Below are 19,761 nucleotides of genomic sequence, written 5' to 3' on the forward strand. Positions count from 1 at the left end.
TGTCGGTGGCCGGTGCCACACTGCGAGCATGGACAACGACGCGACGGGCGCGAAGCAGACCACCTCCTACGACGACCCGGATGCTCCCTGGAACAAGGAGTTCTCCGAGGAGGAGATGGCGGGCTGGAACGACGGGGTGATCACGGAGTTCCGGGAGAACCAGGGTCGGGTCGGGGGCGACTACGCGGGTGCCACCCTGCTGTTGCTGACGACGACGGGCGCCAAAAGCGGTAAGCCGCATGTGGTTCCGCTCGGCGCGCTGTATCGCGGTGACCTGATGTATGTGAGCTCGTTCATCGAGGATCGGTACCCGGCCTGGTATCACAACGCCAAAGCCGACCCACGGGTGACGATCGAACTGGGCGGCGAGAAGTTCGCGGCGACGGCCGACGTGCTCACCGGCGAGCGCTACGACGAGTTCGCGGCATGGGCACTGGCGGAGAACTCCTTGCTGGCCGAATACCAGGCCAAGGTCGACAAGCCGCTACCGCTGGTGGTGCTGACGAGAACTACCTCGCCGAGCTAGACCGCCCACGGCTCACCCTTCACGCGCGAGGCAGAATTCCGAGCAGCAGCGCGTCGATACCCGCGGCGAACACCGCGTCGTTGTCAGGCGGTGTCTCCCCGGTCGGCGCCGCACCGAACAGCGCGAGCAGATTCGGGTAGTCGCCGGTCATGGACGCGAGATCGGCACCGAGGCCACCGGTCGTCAGCCCCGCCGCTTCCTGCGCGCCGAAATTCGCACCCCAGCCCGACAGCATCGCCACGCCCATCATGGTCGCACCCGCATCGAGCCCCGCCGGTGCGAGCGCGCCGACCATCCGATCGAGGTAACGCACCGAGTTCGGGCCCATGGCAGACGGCTTGGCCTGCACCAGCCAGGAGTGCCGGCGGTGCAGCGTGCGGGATTGTCCGGCCAGCGTGAGCACGTCGGTGCGCACATCACCGGTCGGCTCCGGGTAGTCGTACTCGCCGGCGACCCGGTCCACCATCAGCGCGATCAGGTCGTCCTTCCCGTCGACGTAGCGATACAACGACGCGGCGGCGGTGCCGAGTTCGTCGGCCACGCCGCGCATCGAGACCGCGCGCAATCCGCCGGCATCAGCCCGCCGCACACAGGCGTCGGCGAGCTGATCGAGCGTGTACGCCGGGCGCGGTCCCGGCCTTGGCGCCGCGGCGCGCGACCACAACGAGGCTCCGGTCTTCGTCATACCTGCCAGCATGCCGCAGAACAACAGTTGCGAACACTGTTAGCAGATGCGTATGCTCCATTGCGAACACTGTTCCCAATGGAGGGAGATCGCCGTGCACGCCATCGAATCGGCCGCACTGACCAAGACCTATGGCAAGAACACCGTCGTCGACCACGTAGACCTGCAGGTACCCCCCGGCCAGGTACACGCGCTGCTCGGCCCGAACGGCTCGGGCAAGACCACCACTGTGCGCATGCTGGCGACCCTGTCGAGTCCCACCTCTGGCCGCGCCGCGATCCGGGGATTCGACACCGTCCGTCAGGCGAACGACGCGAAGCGACAACTCGGCCTGGTCGGCCAGTTCCACGCCATCGACCCGCGCCTGACCGGACGTCAGAATCTCGTGATGCTCGCCCGCCTCAACGGCTTCCACGCCGCGAAGGCGCGCAAGCACGCGAACGAGCTGCTCGACCGATTCGAACTGGCCGAGGCAGCCGATCGCGTGGTGAGCACCTATTCCGGCGGCATGCGCCGCAGGCTCGACATCATCGCGGGCATGATCGTGCGTCCCGCGGTCCTGTTCCTGGACGAGCCCACAACCGGTCTCGACCCGCACAGCCGCAACGAGATCTACGGCTACGTCCGGGATTTCGTCGCCGAAGGCACCACGGTGCTGCTCACCACCCAGTATCTCGACGAGGCGCAGCGCCTGGCTGACGCCATCACCATCCTGCAAGCGGGTCGGGTGATCGCGGCCGGCACACCAGAACAGATTCTGGCGACCGTACCCGCCGGTCTCGACGTCGTCATCGAAGATCCACTCCGATACCACGAAGTGCTGTCGGTGCTCGACGGATTCGGCGGCTCACCGACGGATCCCCCACCGGACCAACAGCATTCGCCGATCGGATTGTCGTTCATGTTCTCCGGCGAAGCTCCCGGCCTGCTGCCGGTCCTGCGCGCGCTCGACGCCGCTGGCATCGCCGTCCGCGATATCGGTGCCCGCGTCACCACGCTCGACGACGCGTTCCTCGCGCTCACCGGTCGTGATCGGATCACGGCATGAGCGCCACCGACACTCGTGCGGTGTCCCTGTTCACGGGCGCGTGGGTGCTGTTTCGGCGGGTTCTGACGAATTACCGCAATTCCCCTGGTCTGTTCGCGATCACGCTGGCCGCCCCACTGGGCATGATGCTCCTGTTCGGCTTCGTCTTCGGCGGTGCGCTGGCCAGCGGCGGCGATGCGAGCGAATACCGTTCCTACCTGGTGCCGGGGGTGCTCGTCCTGGTCGCGGCCATGGGCCTGACATCGACCGCGATGACCGCGAATGCCGACCTGCACAGCGGCTTCACCGATCGGATCCGAGCCCTGCCGTTGTCGGCCGCGGCGGCACCGGCAGGATTCGCGCTGGCCGAGACCGTCGTCGGTACCTTGGCAATCGCACTCATGGCGGGAGCCGGCTATCTGATGGGCTGGCGGATCGATGCGACGCCTAGCGAGATCGTGGCGGCGCTGGTGCTACTGCTCGCATTCCGCTGCGCGCTGTCCTGGCTCGGCATCGCGCTCGGCGCGGCGGTCCGCGACGAGCAGATGCTGCAACAGACCGCGCCGTTGATCTTCGGCACGTTGATGTTCTCGAATGTCTTCGTACCGACGTCGTCGATGCCGACGGTGATCGCGGCGATCGCCGAATGGAATCCGGTGAGCAGTCTCGTGGCGGCGCTGCGCGAGCTACTCGGCGCCGGCCTGCCCGACCCGGCCGGCAGCGCATGGCCGATGCAACATCCCGTCGCGGCGGCGACCGCCTGGATGATCGCATTGTTCGCGGTCGCGGTCCCCATCGCGATTCGCCGGTATTCCACCGATTCCTGACAAGTCCTGTTCAGCCGTCCTGGCGGCGATCGCGGTGCTTCGGCGAACGCCGGTAGGTTCGTCCGCTGGGCACCGCGGTGGCAGCGGACGAGCTGCGCAGGGCGTGGCGGCGGCGCCAGGCGACCAGATCGGGTCGCTCGGCGGGCGGCTCGGTGGATTGCCCGGCTGCGGTCTTCATGATCAAGGTCCTCCCCCGAAAATACGATGCTGCCAGGATAGGGAGCGGGTCCGACCGCATTCCACTGGTTTTCGGTGAACCGATCCGTGGCGCCCGCTATTGCTTGTCCACCGCCGTCTGGGCCCCGGTCGGCTTGCCTGATTCCTTGCGCGGCGGCTTCTGGTCGATCGGCGCACCGATCAGCACATCCGCCCATCGCGTTGTCGGGTCGATGTCGAACAGCAGCGCCTTCACCAGCAGCGTCAGCGGAATCGCCAGCAGTGCGCCGAGCGCACCGATCACCCACGCCCAGAACACCAGCGACAGGAACGTGATGGTGACGCCGAGGCCCACGGCGTCACCGACGAACTTGGGCTGAATGATCGACTGGATCACGAAGTTGATCACCGAATAGACCACGATCACCCAGATCATCAGCACCGGACCGCTGTCGAGCAGGGCCAGCAGCGCGGGCGGGATGACGCCGATGACGAACCCGACGTTCGGGATGTAGTTGGTGATGAACGACAGCAGCGCCCACAGGATCGGCAGCGGTACCCCCATCAACCACAGTGCCCCACCATCGATCACGGCCACGATGGCGCCGAACACCGTCGACACGATGAGGTATTTGCGTGTCCCGGTGACGAAATTCTCCAGTGCCTGCGCGATCGCGGGCCGCTCGCGAGCCACGATCGCCAGCCGGCGGTCCATCGTCATCCCGTCGACGGCCATGAACAGCAGCAGCGCCACGACGAAGAACAGATTCGAGAAGACTCCGAGCACACCGCCGACCAGCTCCTCGATGACACTCGCGGCCTTACCCACGTCGATGCCGCTGAGCGCCTTGTGGATCTGGTCGGAGCTCACCCCGAGATCCGACAGCCAGTTGCGCCCGTGGTCGAGCAATTCGTTGAGCTTGTCGGCGTATTCGGGCAGCAGCGAGGCCAGCTGCACCGCCGACAGTGCCAGTGCGCCACCGATGCCGAACAGGATCGCGATCACCGCCACCAGCGCCGCGGCCATGCCGAGCCAGGCAGGCCAGCCCTTGCGGCGCGCCCAACTCTGGATCGGTTGTACCGCGATGGTGAGCATGAGGGCGAGGAAGACCGGTCCGACGATGCCCGAGAACGCCTTCAGACCGCCGATGGTGACCACACCCGCTCCGAGCGACAGGAGCACGATCAGACCGCGTGGAATCGACCATTGAACCGGCGGGGCCGGAGGTGCGGTGTCGGTGCTCGGCTCGGACATGCGCCGAACGGTAACCACGCGAAGACGCCGCCACCTCCCCCATTCCGGGTGAGATCCGCGATCAGGCGGTCTTCATCTGCGGTTTCGGCGGTGGCGTCGCGGTGCGGCGGGTGATCCACCCCAGGGCCCAGAACCCTAGCTCGACCACCCAGAACACCAGCAGCGCCGCGGTGACCACCAGCACCGGGATCGCGAGAAAGACCAGGGACGGCACCGCGATCAGCACCCACCCGAGCACATCGACCGCACGCGCTCCACGAAGCCGGCTGCCGAGTCGCACCGCCGTCCACATCATCCAGCGTCGCGGCACCGAAACCCCGGCCTCGTGCAGGCTGCGCCGGAAGATCCCGTCGGCGTCGGCGGGGCCGACTTCGCCTGTGCGGCACAGATAGTCGTGCAGGATCGCGGCTCTGGTGTAGGCACCGTAGCGCGGGATGAGCCACACCAGAGCGCGCGGCACCGAGGCGAAGTCGGTGCGGAATCCGGCAGGCACGGTGAAGGTTTCGACCGCGCCCTGGTAGGTGAGCGGTTCGGTGAGCCGCCAGAATTTCGCGTCCAGTTCCTCGACGACCGGACCACCACCGATGAATCCCACGACCGTTCCTCTCGCGTGACAGCCGGTATCTACCTGCTGTTATGCGAAAATGGTATCGCTGTATGGCGGCTCAGCCGCGTGGTTGCGAACTCGGATCGAAATCGCCGCTCGGCCGATACTGTTCGGCACCGTAGGGCAGGCGGTAGTCGTCGGACTCGTCGCCGAAATCGGCCGGACGCAGGTCGCCGAGCAGCCCGGCCGCGCCGGAATGCAGATCGACGGCCGGGTGCAACGCGGCGAGGAACAACAGCACCAGGGCGGCCAGGAACGGCTGGATCAGCAGCGCGAGATCGGTCCCGACTTCCGCCGGCAGCGCGACGATCTGGCCGATCGCCGGATCGTCGGGACGCGGATGACGCACGCCCGCAACCCATTCCCCGATCCACATCATCAGCACAGCGCCCAGCCCCGAGGCGAGCAGCATGCCGAGCACGAGCGCGGGCCCGCGCGTGGTCCGAACCCGCCACGCCCCGACCGCACTCAGCACCGCGACCACCGCGCCGAAGCACAGGAAGATCCCGACCGCGTCGAACAGGTGCAGACTCTCGCCGGTGAGCACCGCGGCGCGCCCGGGCTGAGTCACCCGCAACCGCTCGGTCGGTGCGAGCAGACCCCACACCACTCCGGCCGCCGCACTCGCCACCAGCACCACGGCCATGACGATCCCGACGCCGGCGATCTCGCGCCGCAACACCTCGGGGCGCTCCCCGCGGCCGAGCACTACCGGCGTTCCAACTGTGCCGATTCGATGACGCCGTGCCGTGAGCACTTGGCCCACCAGCCATCCGGGCTGATCTGCACGATCATCCGGCGGCCGCACTGCTCGCAGAATCGCGGTGGTTCCAGACCGAGCGTCGCCGACGCGGGCGTGACATCGTCGATCCCGGCCACGATCCGCTTGCCGGTGAACGGGTTGTAGCGCTCGTCCAATGCGGTTACCGCCTCCGTGAAGTGTGACTCGACGGTCGCGCCATCCCTGCCGACCTGGGTCGATACTCGATCGTACACAGCGTTTTACAGGGTTTCGTTGAGCGCCTTGATCGGCATGCTCAGCTCACCGAGCAGATCGAGGTCGGACTCGGCGGGACGGCCGAGGGTGGTGAGGTAGTTGCCGACGATGACGGCGTTGATGCCGCCGAGCATGCCCTGCTTGGCGCCCAGGTCGCCGAGGGTGATCTCGCGACCACCGGCGAAACGCAGGATGGTGCGCGGCATCGCGAGCCGGAACGTGGCGATCGCGCGCAGCGCGTCGGCGGCGGGCAGCACCTCCAGGTCACCGAACGGGGTGCCGGGACGCGGGTTGAGGAAGTTCAACGGGACCTCGTCGGGGTTCAGCGACGCCAGCTGCGCGGCGAACTCGGCGCGCTGCTCGATGGTCTCGCCCATGCCGAGGATGCCGCCGCAGCACACCTCCATGCCCGCTTCGCGCACCATTCGCAGGGTTTCGAAGCGCTCCTCGTAGGAGTGGGTGGTGACCACCTTGGGGAAGTGCGACTTGGCGGTCTCGAGATTGTGGTTGTAGCGGTGCACGCCCATCGCGGCGAGCTGGTCGACCTGCTCCTGGTTCAGCATGCCCAGCGAGCACGCGACCTGGATGTCCACCTCGTTGCGGATGGCCTCCACACCGGCCGCGACCTGCGCCATCAGGCGCTCGTCGGGACCACGCACCGCGGCGACGATGCAGAACTCGGTGGCGCCGGTCTTGGCGGTCTGCTTGGCCGCCTCGACCAGGCTGGGAATGTCGAGCCAGGCCGCGCGCACGGGCGACTGGAACAGCCCCGACTGCGAGCAGAAGTGGCAGTCCTCGGGGCAGCCGCCGGTCTTGAGGCTGATAATGCCCTCGACCTCGACCTCGGGGCCACACCACTTCATCCGCACGTCGTGGGCGAGCTCGAGCAGCGCTTCCAGGTGTTCGTCACCCAGGCGGAGCACCTCGACGGCCTGCTGCTCGGTGAGGCCCTCGCCGCGCTCGAGCACCTGCTCACGGGCGATAGCCAGAATATCGGTCTGGACGGGTGCCTGCGTCACGACGTGATGTCCCTTCGACGGGGGTGTGCGCACGTGCCGTGGGTGTGGTCCACCCGGCGTGGCCGTGCAACTTGAACGGTGTTCAGGATAGGGTAGCGGCTACGAGTGAACCACGACACTCGGGTCGCAAAATCGTCGGAAGGACGCGCGTGCAACTGCGGAAGACGGATGTGGTCGATGCCGCCGTCGCGATTCTCGATCAGTACGGGCTCGCCGATCTGACGATGCGCCGGCTCGCGGGCTCGCTGCAGGTGCAGCCGGGGGCGTTGTACTGGCACGTCAAGGACAAGCAGACCCTGCTCGGCGCGGTGGCCGACCGGATTCTGGCACCGATGGACGAGCCGATCTCAGCCACCGAATGGCCCGCGCAGCTCACCGAGCTGGCGCATCGACTGCGCGACTGCCTGCTCGCCTATCGCGACGGCGCCGAGCTGGTCTCGGCCACCTACGCCTCGCGCCTGACCACCAGCAAGGCGCGTGAACGCCTGGCGGGCATTGTGATCCGTGCCGGAATGACCAGGGAGGAAGCCGATCTCACGGCCTACACCCTGCTCTACTACGTGCTCGGCCAGACCGTCGACGAGCAGTCGCGCATGCAGATGGATTCCGTCGGCGCGCTGCCCGAGGACAACACGCCGTTGCTCGACACTCCCGACCCCACCGCGCGCTTCGACTTCGGCTTGCAGCTGTTCATCGCGGGCGTGCGCACCATCCTCGGGACCCGGGTGCGCTGATCAGGGCGGGTCGTTGCGATTGGCTTCCTGGTAGCGCCGCACGAACGGCAGTACCTGCGCTTCGATGACCGCGTTGTACTCGGCGGGTCGCTGAATCGGATTCGCGTGCTCGATCTGGTTCGGCCGCACCACCAGCAGGGTGCCGTCGACACCGCCGGACTGTTCGATCAATACCTCGTGCGAATACTCCACGTCCACCACGCCGTCGCGGGCCGCGTCACGCGGCCGGATGAACACGATCGCCGGGTTCCGCTTGTCCGGGTTCGGCTTGCCGAGCGCCCGCAGATCCGCGGTACCACCACCGGCGACGATCGCCAGGAACTGCGCCTCGATCAACCCGTTGCCGGCGGCATCGCGCGAGAAGATCTTGTCGCGCAACACCTGCGCCGACGCCTCACGCATCGCGCGCCAGTCGATGTCGAGGAACAGCCCGTCGCGCTGCGCGAAACGTTCACGCCGAGCCGACATCTCGACTACGAACCGCAGGATCCGGCTCTCCCTGGCACCGGGCAACCAGCCCAGCCACCGCACCAGATCGGCGCCGCGACTACGGCTCTCCGGGCGCACCGCGTCCAGATTCATCGGCGTGCAGTCGAGCAGAACGGCCACCAATCGCCGATCGCTGCCCAGGTGGATGTGCCGCGCCACCTCCAGCGCGATGATTCCGCCCATGCTGTGACCGACCAGCACGATATTGCGCACATTGCCGTAGCGTGCGGCCCGCACGATCATGTCGGCGATGACCTTGGTGTCGATACCGGCGTTGTCGTAGCGCACCGCCCACACCACCCCGAGGCGACTGAGCGCGGGCAGTGCCTTGGCGGTCGGCGTCGCGTTGACTCCCCCGAGCCCGACCATGTCGACCACGGCGGTATCCCAATCCCGGGCATCGGCAGGCAGATTCGCGGGCAGCAACTCCGGTGAGGTCTGTGCCAGCCGCTCACGTTCGGGAACCACATCGTGAACCCAGTACTGCCCGAACACGATCATCGCGACCAGCAGGATCCCGAGAATTCGCAGCAGCACCAGTCTGGTCCGGCGCCAACTGCCCCACGTGTGTCCGAGCTGGGTTTCGCGCAACCGATCCCGCCGACGCGCATCGTCGAAGTCCGCGACGGTGGACGGATGCCGATCGAATGACGACATACTTCCACTGTAGGGACAGTCGAATCCGAACGCTTCCGGCCGCCGTCGCGAGCAACGCTGCGCAGTAGCCACCTCGGTGCACTACCGACGCCGGGCCCGTGATCGGGTTGTCACTTCGACGTCGCAGCACTGCTCGCTCACCTGCTGTTCTGAGGACCGTCGCTGGTCGGCGCCGCGCGCAAGGAAGCGGTGGCGCCCGCCGGATCCGCTGTCGATCTCACCGCGGACGACTGGGCCGCGGCCCGCGGCCACCGCCCCGCTGATCGACCGCATCCTCGGCCTCACCGGACGCGACCCCGCCTGGCCCTAGGCTGTCCTGGCACCGCTGGCCACCCCGGCGGCATCGTCAACTGCTCTCCACCGATTCCCTGGTTTCGTTCGGACTCGCGGCCGGCTGACTCGACCCGGTCACCGCGGCGACCGGGCGTCCGGGGAACCAGCGATACATCGCGGCCGCTCCGCCGAGCCCCGCCACCGCGAGCGCTCCCGCCGCCGCGCCGAGCACCGTTACCGCGCTGATCGCGCCGACCGCGATCGGGCCCGCGAACATCCCGATGTCGTGGGTGAGCCGCCAGGCACCGAGGAACTCCGCGCGCTGGCCGGGCGGCGCCACATCGGCGCCGACGGTCATGATCACGCCGTTGCTCAGCCCGTTGGCGAAGCCGAGTAGCACGGCGACCGCGGTGAGTCCGGCCACCGACCCCGCGAACGGCAACGTGGCGTACCCCCCGGCGAAGGCGATCATCGCGGGAACGCCGATCGCCTTGCGGCCGTAGCGATCCAGCCAGATCCCGGCCGGATACGACATCAGCACGTCCACCGCGCCCGCGATGCCGAACACGATGCTGGTGGTCGCCGCGTCGGCGCCGATGTGCACCGCCCACAACGGCAGCAGCGATTGCCGTGCCGCCCGTGCCGCACCCATGAGCAGGGCGCCGAGTCCGAGCGTGCTGAGCAGCCTGCGATGTTCGACCACCACGGAACGAATCGTGTTGTCGCTCACCACTGTCGGCGAACCTTCGGTCTCGGGCATGGCGAACACCAGAGCACCCGCGACGAGCATGGCGACGAGCTGGATCCACAGCCCGCCGACCGGGCCGAGCCAGTGCACCGCGCCCGCGCCGAGGAAGGGTCCGGCGAAGAACCCGAACCGCATCCACCCGGCCAGCGCCGAAAAGGCCCGTCCCCGATCGGCACTCGGCACGACGGCCACGATGTAGGTCTGCCTGGCCAGACCCCACACCGCCCCCGACGCCCCGTTGATCAGCAGCCCGACCGCGAACACGGCGATATTCGGCGCGAGGATGGCCACGAGCAGCCCGAGAGCACAGGTGAACGAGCCGAGAGCGATGGCCTTGCGCTCCCCGGTACGCGCCACCAGCCAGCCCGCGGGCAGATCGCCCAGAATGAGCCCGAAGCCCATCATGGCGACCACCACACCCGCGGTGCCGACCGAAGCGCCGAGTTCGAGCGCGTGCAGCGGCAACATGGGAGCCGCTGCGCCTGAGCCGATTCCGTAGATGGCGGACGGCACGAACACCGCCAGCGCCATCGACCGCAGCTGAGTCACGACGTGACCACCGACCGGCGAACGACGTGCCGGTCGCGACAGCCCTCTGTCATCCGGCGAGCGCGGCGTTACGGGTGAACTGGCTCTCCGGGCGCGCGAGCCCGAAGTGATCGCGCAGCGTGGTGCCGGTGTATTCGGTGCGGAACAGCCCGCGCTCCTGCAGGATCGGCACCACCGTCTCGGCGAATACCTCGAGCCCACCGGGGTAGTACGGCGGCATCACGTTGAAGCCGTCCGCCGCGCCCTGGGTGAACCACTCTTCGATGGTGTCGGCCACTTGCTCGGGCGTTCCCGCGAACACCCGGTGCCCGCGCGCACCTGCCAGCCGGTGCAGCAGCCCACGCAAGGTCGGCCGTTCCCGCTCGACGATTCCCGCCACCACCTGCAATCTGCTGCGCGCGTTGTCGGTGACATCGCCCGCCCCCGCGAACACTTCCACCGGCACCGGCTCGTCGAGCGCGAGGCCGCGCAGCGACGTGCCGGTGATCGATTCCAGCTGCTTGAGCCCGTATTCGGGCACTGTCAGCTCGTTGAACTCGCGTTCCAAACGCAGCGCGGCGGCTTCGGTGTCGGCGATGAACGGGCTGATGCCCGGCAGGATCTTCACCTCGTCGGCGGTGCGCCCGAACTCGGCTGCCTTGGACTTGATGTCGGCGTAGAAGGATTGCGCATCCGAAAGCCGTTGATGCGCGGTGAAGATGGCCTCCGCGTACTTGCCGGCGAAGGCGCGCCCCTCGTTCGAGGCACCCGCCTGCACCAGCACCGGACGCCCCTGTGGTGTCCGCGCGGAGTTGAACGGTCCACGCACACTGAGGTGTTCGCCGACGAAGTCGATCGGGTGGATCTTGTCCGGATCGGCGTACACACCGGCGGCGCGGTCGAGCACGATCGCGTCGTCCTCCCAGCTGTCCCACAGCCCGACCACCGCGTCGACGAATTCCCGTGCGCGGGCGTAGCGTTCGGCGTGGTCCGGGTGGCGTTCGAGCCCGAAGTTGGCCGCGGCCAGGTCGGTGCCGGTGGTGACGATGTTCCAGCCCGCGCGTCCACCGGAGATGTGGTCGAGCGAGGAGAACAGCCGCGCCAGGTTGTAGGGCTCGTAGTAGGTGGTCGAGGCGGTGGCGATCAGGCCGAGATGTGTTGTCGCCGCGGCGATCGCGGTGAGCAGTGTGATCGGCTCGAGGCCGGGCGCGGCATTGTGACGAACATCGGTGCGCAGGGCGGGACCGTCGGCGAAGAACACCGCGTCGAGCTTCGCCGCCTCCGCGGTGCGCCCGATCTCCTGGTAGTAGGAGACGTCGTAGATGCGGTCGGGCCTGCTGTCGGGATGCCGCCAGGCGGCCTCATGGTGCCCGGACGGGTAGATGAACGCGTTCAGACTCAGTTGACGCGGTGCACTCATGACGCCTGTTTCACTTTCTCTGAATCTGTTGTGTCGACACCGAGTCCGCTCAGCAGCACCTCGCGCAGCCGGACGAACTCCGGGTGCGCGTGCCTGCGCGGGCGCGGGGTCTCGATGCGTTGGTCGATCGTGATCCGGCCCTCGTCGAGAACCAGCACCCGATCAGCGAGCAGCACGGCCTCGTCCACATCGTGGGTCACCAGCAGCACGGCGGGCCGGTGCCGCTCGCACAGCGCCTGCAACAGGGCGTGCATCCGAATCCGGGTCAGCGCGTCGAGCGCGCCGAACGGTTCGTCGGCCAGGAGCAGTTCCGGCTCACGCACCAGCGACCTGGCCAAGGCCACCCGCTGCTGTTCACCGCCGGAAAGTTCACGCGGCCAAGCCTTCTCGCGTCCGGCCAGCCCCACTTCGGCCAGTGCGGAGCGCCCGCGCTGCTGCGCGTCGCGCCCGGTCAGCCCGAGTACTACATTGTCGAGCACCCGTGCCCATGGCAGCAGCCGCGAATCCTGGAACACCACCGCGCGCTGCGTCGGCACCGTCAGGTCACCGGATCCGGGCACCTCGGAATCGAGTTCGGCCAGTGCCCGCAGCAGTGTGCTCTTGCCGGAACCGCTGCGTCCGAGCAGCGCGACGAACTCACCGCGCCGAATCTCGATGTCGATGCCGTTCAACACGATTCGCTCGCCGAAGCCGCGTGTCAGGGCACGGGTGCGTACGACGACCCGCTCGTCGGAGCTCAGTCGCCCAGTGTCTGTCGCCATGCCAGCACCTTTCGTTCCGTTGCCCGCACGGCGAGATCACCGAACAGTCCGAGCAGCCCGTAGATCACCAGGCCGACGACGATCACGTCGATCTGGCCGTAGGTGCGCGCCTGGGTCATCAGGTAGCCGATGCCGCTGGTCGCGTTGACCTGTTCCACCACCACCAGCGCCAACCAGGAGATGGTCACCGCCAGCCGCAGCCCGAGGAAGAAGCCCGGCAACGAGCCCGGCAACGCGATGCGACGCAGGAATCCCCACCGCGACAGCCCGACGGTCTCGGCCAGTTCCACATAGCGCGCGTCGACGCTGCGCAGGTAGGCGTGGGTATTGATGTAAATCGGAATGAGCACGCTGGTGGTGATCACGATCAGCTTCATCTGCTCGCCGATTCCGAACCAGACGATGAACAGCGGGATCAGTGCCAGCGTCGGGATGGCCCGCTTGATCTGCACGGGACCGTCGACGACGGCCTCACCGATCCGGCTCAGCCCCGCGACCAGCGCGAGCACCACGCCGATCGCCACACCGAGCACGAGGCCGATGACGGCACGCTGCAACGAGGTCAGCAGGTTGGACTGCAACCGGCCGTCGGCGATCAGCTCACCCGCGGTCTGCGCGACCGTCCACGGCGCGGGCAGGGTCTCCGGGTCGATGGCCCCGATCGCGGAGCCGACAACCCAGGTGCCGATGAGCAGAACCGGCCCGAGGGCGAAGCCGAACGGGATCGGCTTGCCCGGTCCCAGTGTGCGCCGGCCTCGCCCGCGCGGGGCGAGCGCTTCGACCGGGGCCGTACTGGTCCGGAGTTTGCGCAGTGCCCCGGCATCGATGGTGGCCATCAGCTCGCCGCCGGTGCGAACGCGGCCCCGCTGGCAGTGACGGCCTCGGTGACCGCAGCATCGAAGCGCAGGTCGAAACCGTCCACGGCCTTGATCTTCTTCGGCAGCTCGCCCACAGCGTCGATCGCGTCGATCGTGGTCTGCTGCCGGGCGATCAACTGCTGGTCCAGGTGCGGGAACGTGTAGGTGCCCAGCGATTCGACGATCCGCTTGGCGTCGTCGGCGCTGACCTTCTGGCTTCCGACGTAGTAGCGGGTGGCCCATTCCTCGCGATGGGTGTTGGTCCACTGCCAGGCCCGCACGAACGCGCCGACCAGAGCACGGGTCGCGGCGGCCTTCGCTGGATCCTGGACCACCGCCCGGCGCGCGTACAGGTAGGCGAGGCCGCTGTAGATGCCCGTGGTCTCCGAGTCCGGGATCAGCGAGGCGCCCTCGGTGCGGAGGAACCGGGTCACGTTGGGTTCGATCAGCGGCGCGACGTCGACCTGAGCGGTGCGGACCGCGTCAGGGAACTCGGCCAGCTGCAGCCGGACCAGCTCCACATCGGTGGGCTTCAGTCCCGCCTTGGTGAGCGCCTTCAACACCGCCGCCTGCTGGGCGGTGCCCTCGGCGTACGCGATCTTCTTGCCCTTCAGATCGGTGAGCTTGCTGATCGAACGACCAGGCGCCACAGCGAGTTTCAGGGCCTGGGGGTTGGTCTGGTAGGAGCCGACGATCGGAACGTCCTGGCCCGCGGCCAGCGCGTGGATCGGCGGCACATCGCCGACCTGACCGACGTCGGCGGCGCCTGCCCGGAAGGCCTCGAGGATGGCCGGGCCGCCGACGAAGTTCGCGAACTCGATCTTGAACGGCAGCTTGTCCAGTTCGCCGGACAGCCGCAGCGCCGATTGCAGGCGTTCCGACTGATCGGCGACGACGAGCGTGGTCCCCGGCGGAACCTCGGTCGGCAGTGGCGCGTCGGGGGTGCCGACCGGTGCGTCGTTGCCCTGCGCGCAGCCGGTCAGGCCGAGCGTCGCAACGGTTGCCATCGCGAGGAGTGCGGCGGTGGCGCGGCCCCGTAGGCCGGGTCGAAAGGTGTTCGGTCGGTGCATAGACGAATTCAAGCAACCGCGAACGCCCCCGAACACCATTAGCGTTTCTATGATTTGAAGGGCACGTCTCCGCGCGGTCCGCGGTCAGTCGCGCGATTCCCCCTCGGCCAGTGCGGTCAGTTTCGACAACGACTGGTGCCAGGTTCTCTCGTTGTCGGCGGGGCTCAGTCCCGGCGGAACCCCCTCGTGCACCGTATCGAGGTGGGTGCCGCCGTCGGCGTCGGTCAGGGTGAACGTCACCGTCTGCGCACCGGTCATGTCCGGGGTCTCGGTGACGAATTCCAGCACCTCGATGATCTGCTCGTCCGGCACCAGCGTGCGGAAGGTCCCGAAACAGGCGTCGCGGTGCGGCGGCCGCGTCTCGCCGGTGGCCGTCGGCTCGTCATAGGTGAGGGTGATCGAGAACGATCCGCCCTCCTTCGGCTCGAACCGATGCACTTCGGCCGTTATCCCGGGCGGGGGCATCCAGGCCGCGACCGCGTCGGCGTCCAGCATCAGGCGGTAGACGGTCGAGCGCGGCGCATTGATCTGCGTGCCGATCCTTGTGGTCGCCATTCCTTCACGATAGTCGCGAGACCGGCGCCGATCGATCACCTGCCGGAGCTACGCGCCAGTGTCTGCAGCGGGTCGGTCAGCACGTCGGCAAAGGCCAGTTCCGCGGCCCCGATCAGCGGAGCGTCGTCGGCCAGCGCGGAGGTCCGCAGGCGAACACGTTCGCGGACGGCGAGTAGTCCGTTCACCGCCAACCGGCTGCGGACCTGCGCGGCCGAGGCGAGGTAGATCTCGCGCAGGACACCACCGAACACGACCATGGTCGGGTTGAAGATATTGACGAGATTGGCCACCCCGTAGCCGAGCCAGTCCCCGACCTGGTGCAACGCGTCGCGGGCGACCGCGTCACCGCGAGCCGCCGCGTCGACGATCGCCTCGACCGCCGCCCGGCCGGTGAGGCCGGCACGCCCCGCCAGCGCGATCAACGCCAGCTCCCCCGCCTCGGCCTCCAGGCAGCCACGTGAACCACACCGGCACGTCCGCCCGCCGGGGTTGACGATCATGTGCCCGACCTCGCCGCCATAGCCACCCTCACCACCGAGCAGCTCACCACCCATGATGACGCCGCCACCGATGCCGACCTCACCGTGCAGGTAGATCAGATCCGACACCCCCGCACCGACACCACGCTCACGCTCGGCGAGGGCTCCCAGATTCGCGTTGTTGCCGACCACGACCCGAACGCCGAGCCGCTCGGACAGTTTCGCGCCCACCGGCACATCCACCCAGCCGATGTTCGGCCCGTACCGCACCACACCGTCGCCCTGGCGAACCATCCCGCAGAACGCGAGACCCACACCCACGCAGACACTGTCGCGTCCTGCCGTGCCGATCATCGTCTCGGCCAGCACCGCCAGGGATTCGATCACCTCGTCGGGATCGAAAGCCGCACTGTCACGCGGTGTTTCACGCTGGTCGAGAATCACACCGCCCAGACCGACCCGCGCTACCGCGAGCCGGTCCGCACCGACGTCCAACGCGAGCACGAACACCCGCTCCGACTCCGGCCGCACCACCAGCGACGGCCGTCCGGCCTTCCCGGTCTGGCGTGGCAGTTCCTCACTCACCAGTCCGGCGGCGGCCAGATCGGTGGTCAGGGCCAGAATTGTGCTGCGGTTCAGGCCCATTCGCTCGGCCAGCTCCGCCCGCGAGACCGGGCCACTCAGATGGACGTGGCGCAGCAGCACGGCGAGATTGCGTGTTCGGATCTCGTCCGGGGCGGGTGCAGCCCTCATCCGGCCCTACCTTCCCGGTCGATGGTCAACTTCCTGGCAGCGAACGCTTGCGCGACAGCGCGTCCACCCCCGCCGCGAGCAGCAGGACAAATCCTGTCACAACGAATTTCGTGCCCGCGCTGTAGCCCATCAGGCCCATCCCGTTGTTGATCACCGCGACCACCGCGGCACCGAGTACCGCGTCGAGCATCCGGCCACGACCACCGAACAGGCTGGTCCCACCGATCACCGCCGCACCGACGGCGGTGAGCAGGACATCGGAACCGCCGGTGTTCGGATCGACCGAGTTGGCCCGCGAGGCCGCGATCAAACCGCCGACAGCGGCCATCGTCGAGCACAGCACGAAGGCGCTGATCTTGATCCGGTCGACCGGAATGCCCGCCCGCCGAGCCGCTTCCACGCTGCCACCAACCGCGTAGACATGCCTTCCGAACGAGGTGCGATTGAGCACGAACGTCCACAACAGCAACAGCGCGATGATGATCGGCACCACGATCGGCATGCCCTGTAGCGAGTTGACCTCCGGATTGCGGCTGCGCTCGTCGTTGAGCACCAGCACCGCTATCCCGGCGACCACCGCGACCGTGGCGATCCGCAACGCGACCACCGGTGCCGTCTCACCGGTCAGCCCGAGCGTCGTGCGCGCCCGCAACTTTCGGTACTGCACCAACGAGAACCCGCCCACCAGCACCAGGTACATGACCCAGCCGAGCAGCGGCGGCACATTCTTGTTGGCGATCGCCAGGATCGTCTCGTCGTGGATGGAGATGTTGCGGCCGTTGTCCATGATCTTCAGTGCCACGCCCTGCAACGCCAGGAACGCGGCCAGCGTCACGACGAACGACGGCACCCCGATCTTCACCACGATCGCGCCGATGGTCAGCCCGATCACCACACCGGTGAGCAACGAGACGAACACCGCCGCGTACCAGGGCCAGCCCTTGTCGGTGAGCAGGACCGCGAGCACCGCGGCACACACACCGCTGGTGAAGCCCGCCGACAGATCGATTTCCCCGAGCAGCAGCACGAAGATCAAGCCCATGGCGATCACCGCGATGGCGGCGCCCTGGGTGAGCAGGTTCGCGATGTTGCCCTGGGTCATGAACACCGGCCGCGCGATCCAGAAGACGACCGACAGCACGACCAGCGCGATGACCGAGGGCAACGCACCCATGTTGCCGCCACGAATCCGCGCGACATAGCCGGTGACCAGCTCGGTCACCGGTGCGGCAGGCTCGGTGGCCTTGTCCGTGACAACCGCGCTCATGCCTGCACTCCGATTCCGAGACTCCCGCTGCGGCCGGCGGTGATCAGTTCGACGACCTGCGAATGCGTCACGTCGGCGGTACGTACCTGTGCGGCCATCCGGCCCAGATACAGCGCCGCGATCCGGTCCGAGACCGCGAAGACGTCGTTCATGTTGTGCGAGATCAGCACCACCGCGAGACCTTTGTCGGCCAGGCGGCGCACCAGTTCGAGGACCTGCTGAGTCTGGGCGACGCCGAGCGCCGCGGTCGGCTCGTCCAGAATCACCACCTTGCTGTTCCACAGCACGGCCTTGGCGATGGCGACGGTCTGGCGTTGTCCGCCGGACAGGCTGGCCACCTTCTGACGCACGGACTTCACCGTGCGCACCGACAGCCCGGCCAGGGTCGCGCCCGCGAGCTCCTCCATGCCGTATTCGTCGAGCACGAGGCCGTGCTTCTTCTCCCGGCCGAGGAACATGTTCTGCACGATGTCGAGGTTGTCGCAGAGCGCGAGGTCCTGGTAGACGATCTCGATCCCCAGTTCGGCCGCGTCTCTCGGATTGCCGATCTGCACCGGCTCACCGTCGAACAGCACCTCGCCCGCATCGATCGCGTGGGTGCCGCCGATGCATTTGACCAGGGTCGACTTGCCGGCGCCGTTATCGCCGACGAGAGCCGTCACCTCACCGCGGTAGGCGGAGAAGTCGATATCGTGCAGGACATGGACCGGACCGAAACTCTTCTCTAATCCGCGTAATTCGATGAGCGGGGTGTCGGTCATCAGCGGACGCCGTTGTCCGCGCAGAGCTTGGTGAACTCACCGGTGCACAGCTCGGCCTTGTCGACGAAGCCGTCCGCGACGACGTCGTTCACGTTGTTCTTGAAGATCGCCTTCGGCTCGAGCAGCACCGCAGGCACCTTCGACTTCGCCTCGGGATCGTCGACGGTGCTCGGCGCCTCGCCCTTCTCCCCGTTGGCCAGCGCGATCGCCAGCTTCGCGCCGGCGGCGGCCTCGAGCTTGATCGCCTTGTACACGGTCATGCACTGATCACCGGCCAGGACGTTCTGCAGACCCTGGACCGTGGCGTCCTGACCTGTCACCGGGATCTGCCCGTTCAGCTTCTGCTTCTTCAGCACCGCGATGGCCGCGTTGGCCAGCCCGTCGTTGGCCGCGACGGTGCCGCCGAGGTTCGGCGTGCCGGTGAGCATCTGTTCGAAGATGGTGCCCGCCTTGGTGTTGTCCCATTCCGGGACGGCCTGATCCGGCCCCTTCACGTACTCGCCCGCGTCGAACTTCGGCTTCAGCGCGCCGTCGTACCCGCTCTTGAACAGGGCGGCGTTGTTGTCCGTCGGACCGCCGTTGAGGTAGGCGACGACCGGCTTGGCGGCCTGCTTGTCGGCCAGGCACTTCGCCAGGCCGTCGCCCATGAGCTGTCCGACTTTCACGTTGTCGAACGACACGTAGTACGGCGCGCCGCCGCCGAGGGTCAGCCGGTCGTAGTCGATCACGGTCACGCCCTGGGCTTTGGCCTTCTGGATGACCGCCTTGCCGGTACCGCTGTCGAGGTTGGTGATCATCAGTACGGAGGCGCCGTTGGTGATCATCTGATCGGCGATCGTCTGGAAGGCGTTCTTGTCGCCCTGGGCATTCTGGATGTCGGCCTTGATCCCCGCGGCGTCGAACGCCTGCTGAAGATACTTGCGATCCGCCGTCTCCCACCGCGCCGAGGTCTTGCTGTCGGGCAGGATGACGCCGATCTTGGCGCCGCCATCTCCCGAGGAGTTCGAAGTGTCGTCGCCGCAGGCGGTGAGCGAAGTGAGAAGTGCGATCGAGACGGCCGCGATGCCGAAGATCCCCTGACGCATGAGCGTGGGCCTTTCGTGGAATCACCGCCTGTAGGCGGTTGAGCTGGAGCGAATGTTGTTCTCGACAACATACTCCAGGGTGACCTGGCCCACACAGGAATCGCACAGAGTGGTCCCCGCGGTTCCCGGGAACGCAAAAAGGCCCTCCAACCGAAGTTGGAGGGCCTTTCGCAATGATGTTCCGGCAGTGTCCTACTCTCCCACACCCTGTCGAGTGCAGTACCA

The 19,761-nt window shown here is 67.6% G+C and carries 22 protein-coding genes; 4 read left to right on the forward strand and 18 right to left on the reverse strand.

Translation table 11 applies throughout. The features are described from left to right. The first annotated feature begins 28 nt into the window (after window positions 1-28). Complete coding sequence (locus tag ACFTS5_RS29450; RefSeq protein ID WP_378637287.1) at window positions 29-526, forward strand: nitroreductase/quinone reductase family protein; 498 nt, start codon at window positions 29-31, stop codon at window positions 524-526. A gap of 19 nt (window positions 527-545) precedes the next feature. On the opposite strand, the gene ACFTS5_RS29455 is transcribed toward ACFTS5_RS29450, so the two are convergent. After that, window positions 546-1,211 carry a TetR/AcrR family transcriptional regulator gene (locus ACFTS5_RS29455; protein ID WP_378637289.1) on the reverse strand — a complete coding sequence of 222 codons (666 nt, stop codon included), beginning with the start codon at window positions 1,209-1,211 and terminating at the stop codon, window positions 546-548. A 94-nt stretch (window positions 1,212-1,305) separates the two neighbouring features. On the opposite strand from ACFTS5_RS29455, the gene ACFTS5_RS29460 reads away from it, so the two are divergent. Together ACFTS5_RS29460 and ACFTS5_RS29465 are read left to right on the forward strand one after the other, a co-directional pair. Then, complete coding sequence (locus ACFTS5_RS29460) at window positions 1,306-2,259, forward strand: ATP-binding cassette domain-containing protein (protein ID WP_378637292.1); 954 nt, start codon at window positions 1,306-1,308, stop codon at window positions 2,257-2,259. Continuing rightward, a complete protein-coding gene (locus ACFTS5_RS29465; RefSeq protein ID WP_378637295.1) occupies window positions 2,256-3,065 on the forward strand; it encodes an ABC transporter permease in 810 nt (269 codons plus the stop codon). Before ACFTS5_RS29460 ends, ACFTS5_RS29465 begins: the two co-directional genes overlap by 4 nt. A 10-nt stretch (window positions 3,066-3,075) precedes the next feature. Here the strand turns inward: ACFTS5_RS29465 and ACFTS5_RS29470 are convergent, their stop codons facing one another. The 6 genes from ACFTS5_RS29470 to bioB all read right to left on the reverse strand — a co-directional run bounded on the left by ACFTS5_RS29470 (window position 3,076) and on the right by bioB (window position 7,099). Next, complete coding sequence (locus ACFTS5_RS29470) at window positions 3,076-3,243, reverse strand: hypothetical protein (protein ID WP_378637297.1); 168 nt, start codon at window positions 3,241-3,243, stop codon at window positions 3,076-3,078. Between the two features lie 96 nt (window positions 3,244-3,339). Further along, window positions 3,340-4,476 carry an AI-2E family transporter gene (locus ACFTS5_RS29475; protein ID WP_378637300.1) on the reverse strand — a complete coding sequence of 379 codons (1,137 nt, stop codon included), beginning with the start codon at window positions 4,474-4,476 and terminating at the stop codon, window positions 3,340-3,342. A gap of 61 nt (window positions 4,477-4,537) precedes the next feature. Beyond that, window positions 4,538-5,071, reverse strand: a complete 534-nt coding sequence (locus ACFTS5_RS29480; protein WP_378637302.1) for a DUF1353 domain-containing protein — start codon at window positions 5,069-5,071, stop codon at window positions 4,538-4,540. A 70-nt stretch (window positions 5,072-5,141) separates the two neighbouring features. After that, window positions 5,142-5,792, reverse strand: coding sequence for a DUF2567 domain-containing protein (locus tag ACFTS5_RS29485; protein ID WP_378637305.1), 651 nt, complete (start codon window positions 5,790-5,792; stop codon window positions 5,142-5,144). Further along, window positions 5,792-6,001 carry a hypothetical protein gene (locus ACFTS5_RS29490; RefSeq protein ID WP_378637366.1) on the reverse strand — a complete coding sequence of 70 codons (210 nt, stop codon included), beginning with the start codon at window positions 5,999-6,001 and terminating at the stop codon, window positions 5,792-5,794. Before ACFTS5_RS29490 ends, ACFTS5_RS29485 begins: the two co-directional genes overlap by 1 nt. Before the next feature lie 84 nt (window positions 6,002-6,085). Beyond that, window positions 6,086-7,099 (reverse strand): biotin synthase BioB, encoded by a 1,014-nt coding sequence (bioB, locus tag ACFTS5_RS29495; protein WP_378637307.1) that lies wholly within the window; start codon window positions 7,097-7,099, stop codon window positions 6,086-6,088. A gap of 149 nt (window positions 7,100-7,248) precedes the next feature. On the opposite strand from bioB, the gene ACFTS5_RS29500 reads away from it, so the two are divergent. Beyond that, a complete protein-coding gene (locus ACFTS5_RS29500; RefSeq protein WP_358115294.1) occupies window positions 7,249-7,833 on the forward strand; it encodes a TetR/AcrR family transcriptional regulator C-terminal domain-containing protein in 585 nt (194 codons plus the stop codon). Here ACFTS5_RS29500 and ACFTS5_RS29505 read toward each other — a convergent pair whose 3' ends face one another. From ACFTS5_RS29505 to ACFTS5_RS29555, 11 genes are all read right to left on the reverse strand, one after another. Then, window positions 7,834-8,979 carry an alpha/beta fold hydrolase gene (locus tag ACFTS5_RS29505; RefSeq protein ID WP_378637310.1) on the reverse strand — a complete coding sequence of 382 codons (1,146 nt, stop codon included), beginning with the start codon at window positions 8,977-8,979 and terminating at the stop codon, window positions 7,834-7,836. It abuts the gene before it with no gap. Between the two features lie 346 nt (window positions 8,980-9,325). Continuing rightward, window positions 9,326-10,549 carry an MFS transporter gene (locus ACFTS5_RS29510; protein ID WP_378637313.1) on the reverse strand — a complete coding sequence of 408 codons (1,224 nt, stop codon included), beginning with the start codon at window positions 10,547-10,549 and terminating at the stop codon, window positions 9,326-9,328. 49 nt (window positions 10,550-10,598) lie between these two features. After that, on the reverse strand, window positions 10,599-11,948 hold the full coding sequence (locus ACFTS5_RS29515; protein WP_378637315.1) for an LLM class flavin-dependent oxidoreductase: 1,350 nt from the start codon (window positions 11,946-11,948) through the stop codon (window positions 10,599-10,601). Beyond that, on the reverse strand, window positions 11,945-12,709 hold the full coding sequence (locus ACFTS5_RS29520) for an ABC transporter ATP-binding protein (RefSeq protein WP_378637318.1): 765 nt from the start codon (window positions 12,707-12,709) through the stop codon (window positions 11,945-11,947). The genes ACFTS5_RS29515 and ACFTS5_RS29520 overlap by 4 nt, the downstream gene beginning before the upstream one ends. Continuing rightward, complete coding sequence (locus ACFTS5_RS29525; RefSeq protein WP_378637320.1) at window positions 12,685-13,545, reverse strand: ABC transporter permease; 861 nt, start codon at window positions 13,543-13,545, stop codon at window positions 12,685-12,687. The genes ACFTS5_RS29520 and ACFTS5_RS29525 overlap by 25 nt, the downstream gene beginning before the upstream one ends. Then, window positions 13,545-14,636, reverse strand: a complete 1,092-nt coding sequence (locus tag ACFTS5_RS29530; RefSeq protein WP_378637323.1) for an ABC transporter substrate-binding protein — start codon at window positions 14,634-14,636, stop codon at window positions 13,545-13,547. The genes ACFTS5_RS29525 and ACFTS5_RS29530 overlap by 1 nt, the downstream gene beginning before the upstream one ends. Before the next feature lie 84 nt (window positions 14,637-14,720). Further along, window positions 14,721-15,191, reverse strand: coding sequence for an SRPBCC domain-containing protein (locus tag ACFTS5_RS29535; RefSeq protein ID WP_378637325.1), 471 nt, complete (start codon window positions 15,189-15,191; stop codon window positions 14,721-14,723). Between the two features lie 35 nt (window positions 15,192-15,226). Beyond that, on the reverse strand, window positions 15,227-16,423 hold the full coding sequence (locus ACFTS5_RS29540) for an ROK family protein (RefSeq protein ID WP_378637328.1): 1,197 nt from the start codon (window positions 16,421-16,423) through the stop codon (window positions 15,227-15,229). A 25-nt stretch (window positions 16,424-16,448) separates the two neighbouring features. Next, a complete protein-coding gene (locus ACFTS5_RS29545; protein ID WP_378637330.1) occupies window positions 16,449-17,690 on the reverse strand; it encodes a sugar ABC transporter permease in 1,242 nt (413 codons plus the stop codon). After that, window positions 17,687-18,451: an ATP-binding cassette domain-containing protein gene (locus ACFTS5_RS29550; protein WP_378637333.1), complete on the reverse strand. Its 765-nt coding sequence runs from the start codon at window positions 18,449-18,451 to the stop codon at window positions 17,687-17,689. The genes ACFTS5_RS29545 and ACFTS5_RS29550 overlap by 4 nt, the downstream gene beginning before the upstream one ends. Continuing rightward, window positions 18,451-19,536 carry a sugar ABC transporter substrate-binding protein gene (locus ACFTS5_RS29555; protein ID WP_378637335.1) on the reverse strand — a complete coding sequence of 362 codons (1,086 nt, stop codon included), beginning with the start codon at window positions 19,534-19,536 and terminating at the stop codon, window positions 18,451-18,453. The genes ACFTS5_RS29550 and ACFTS5_RS29555 overlap by 1 nt, the downstream gene beginning before the upstream one ends. Window positions 19,537-19,761 lie beyond the last annotated feature (225 nt).

The organism is Nocardia sp. NPDC056952 (genome assembly GCF_042674185.1).
Classification (GTDB): domain Bacteria; phylum Actinomycetota; class Actinomycetes; order Mycobacteriales; family Mycobacteriaceae; genus Nocardia.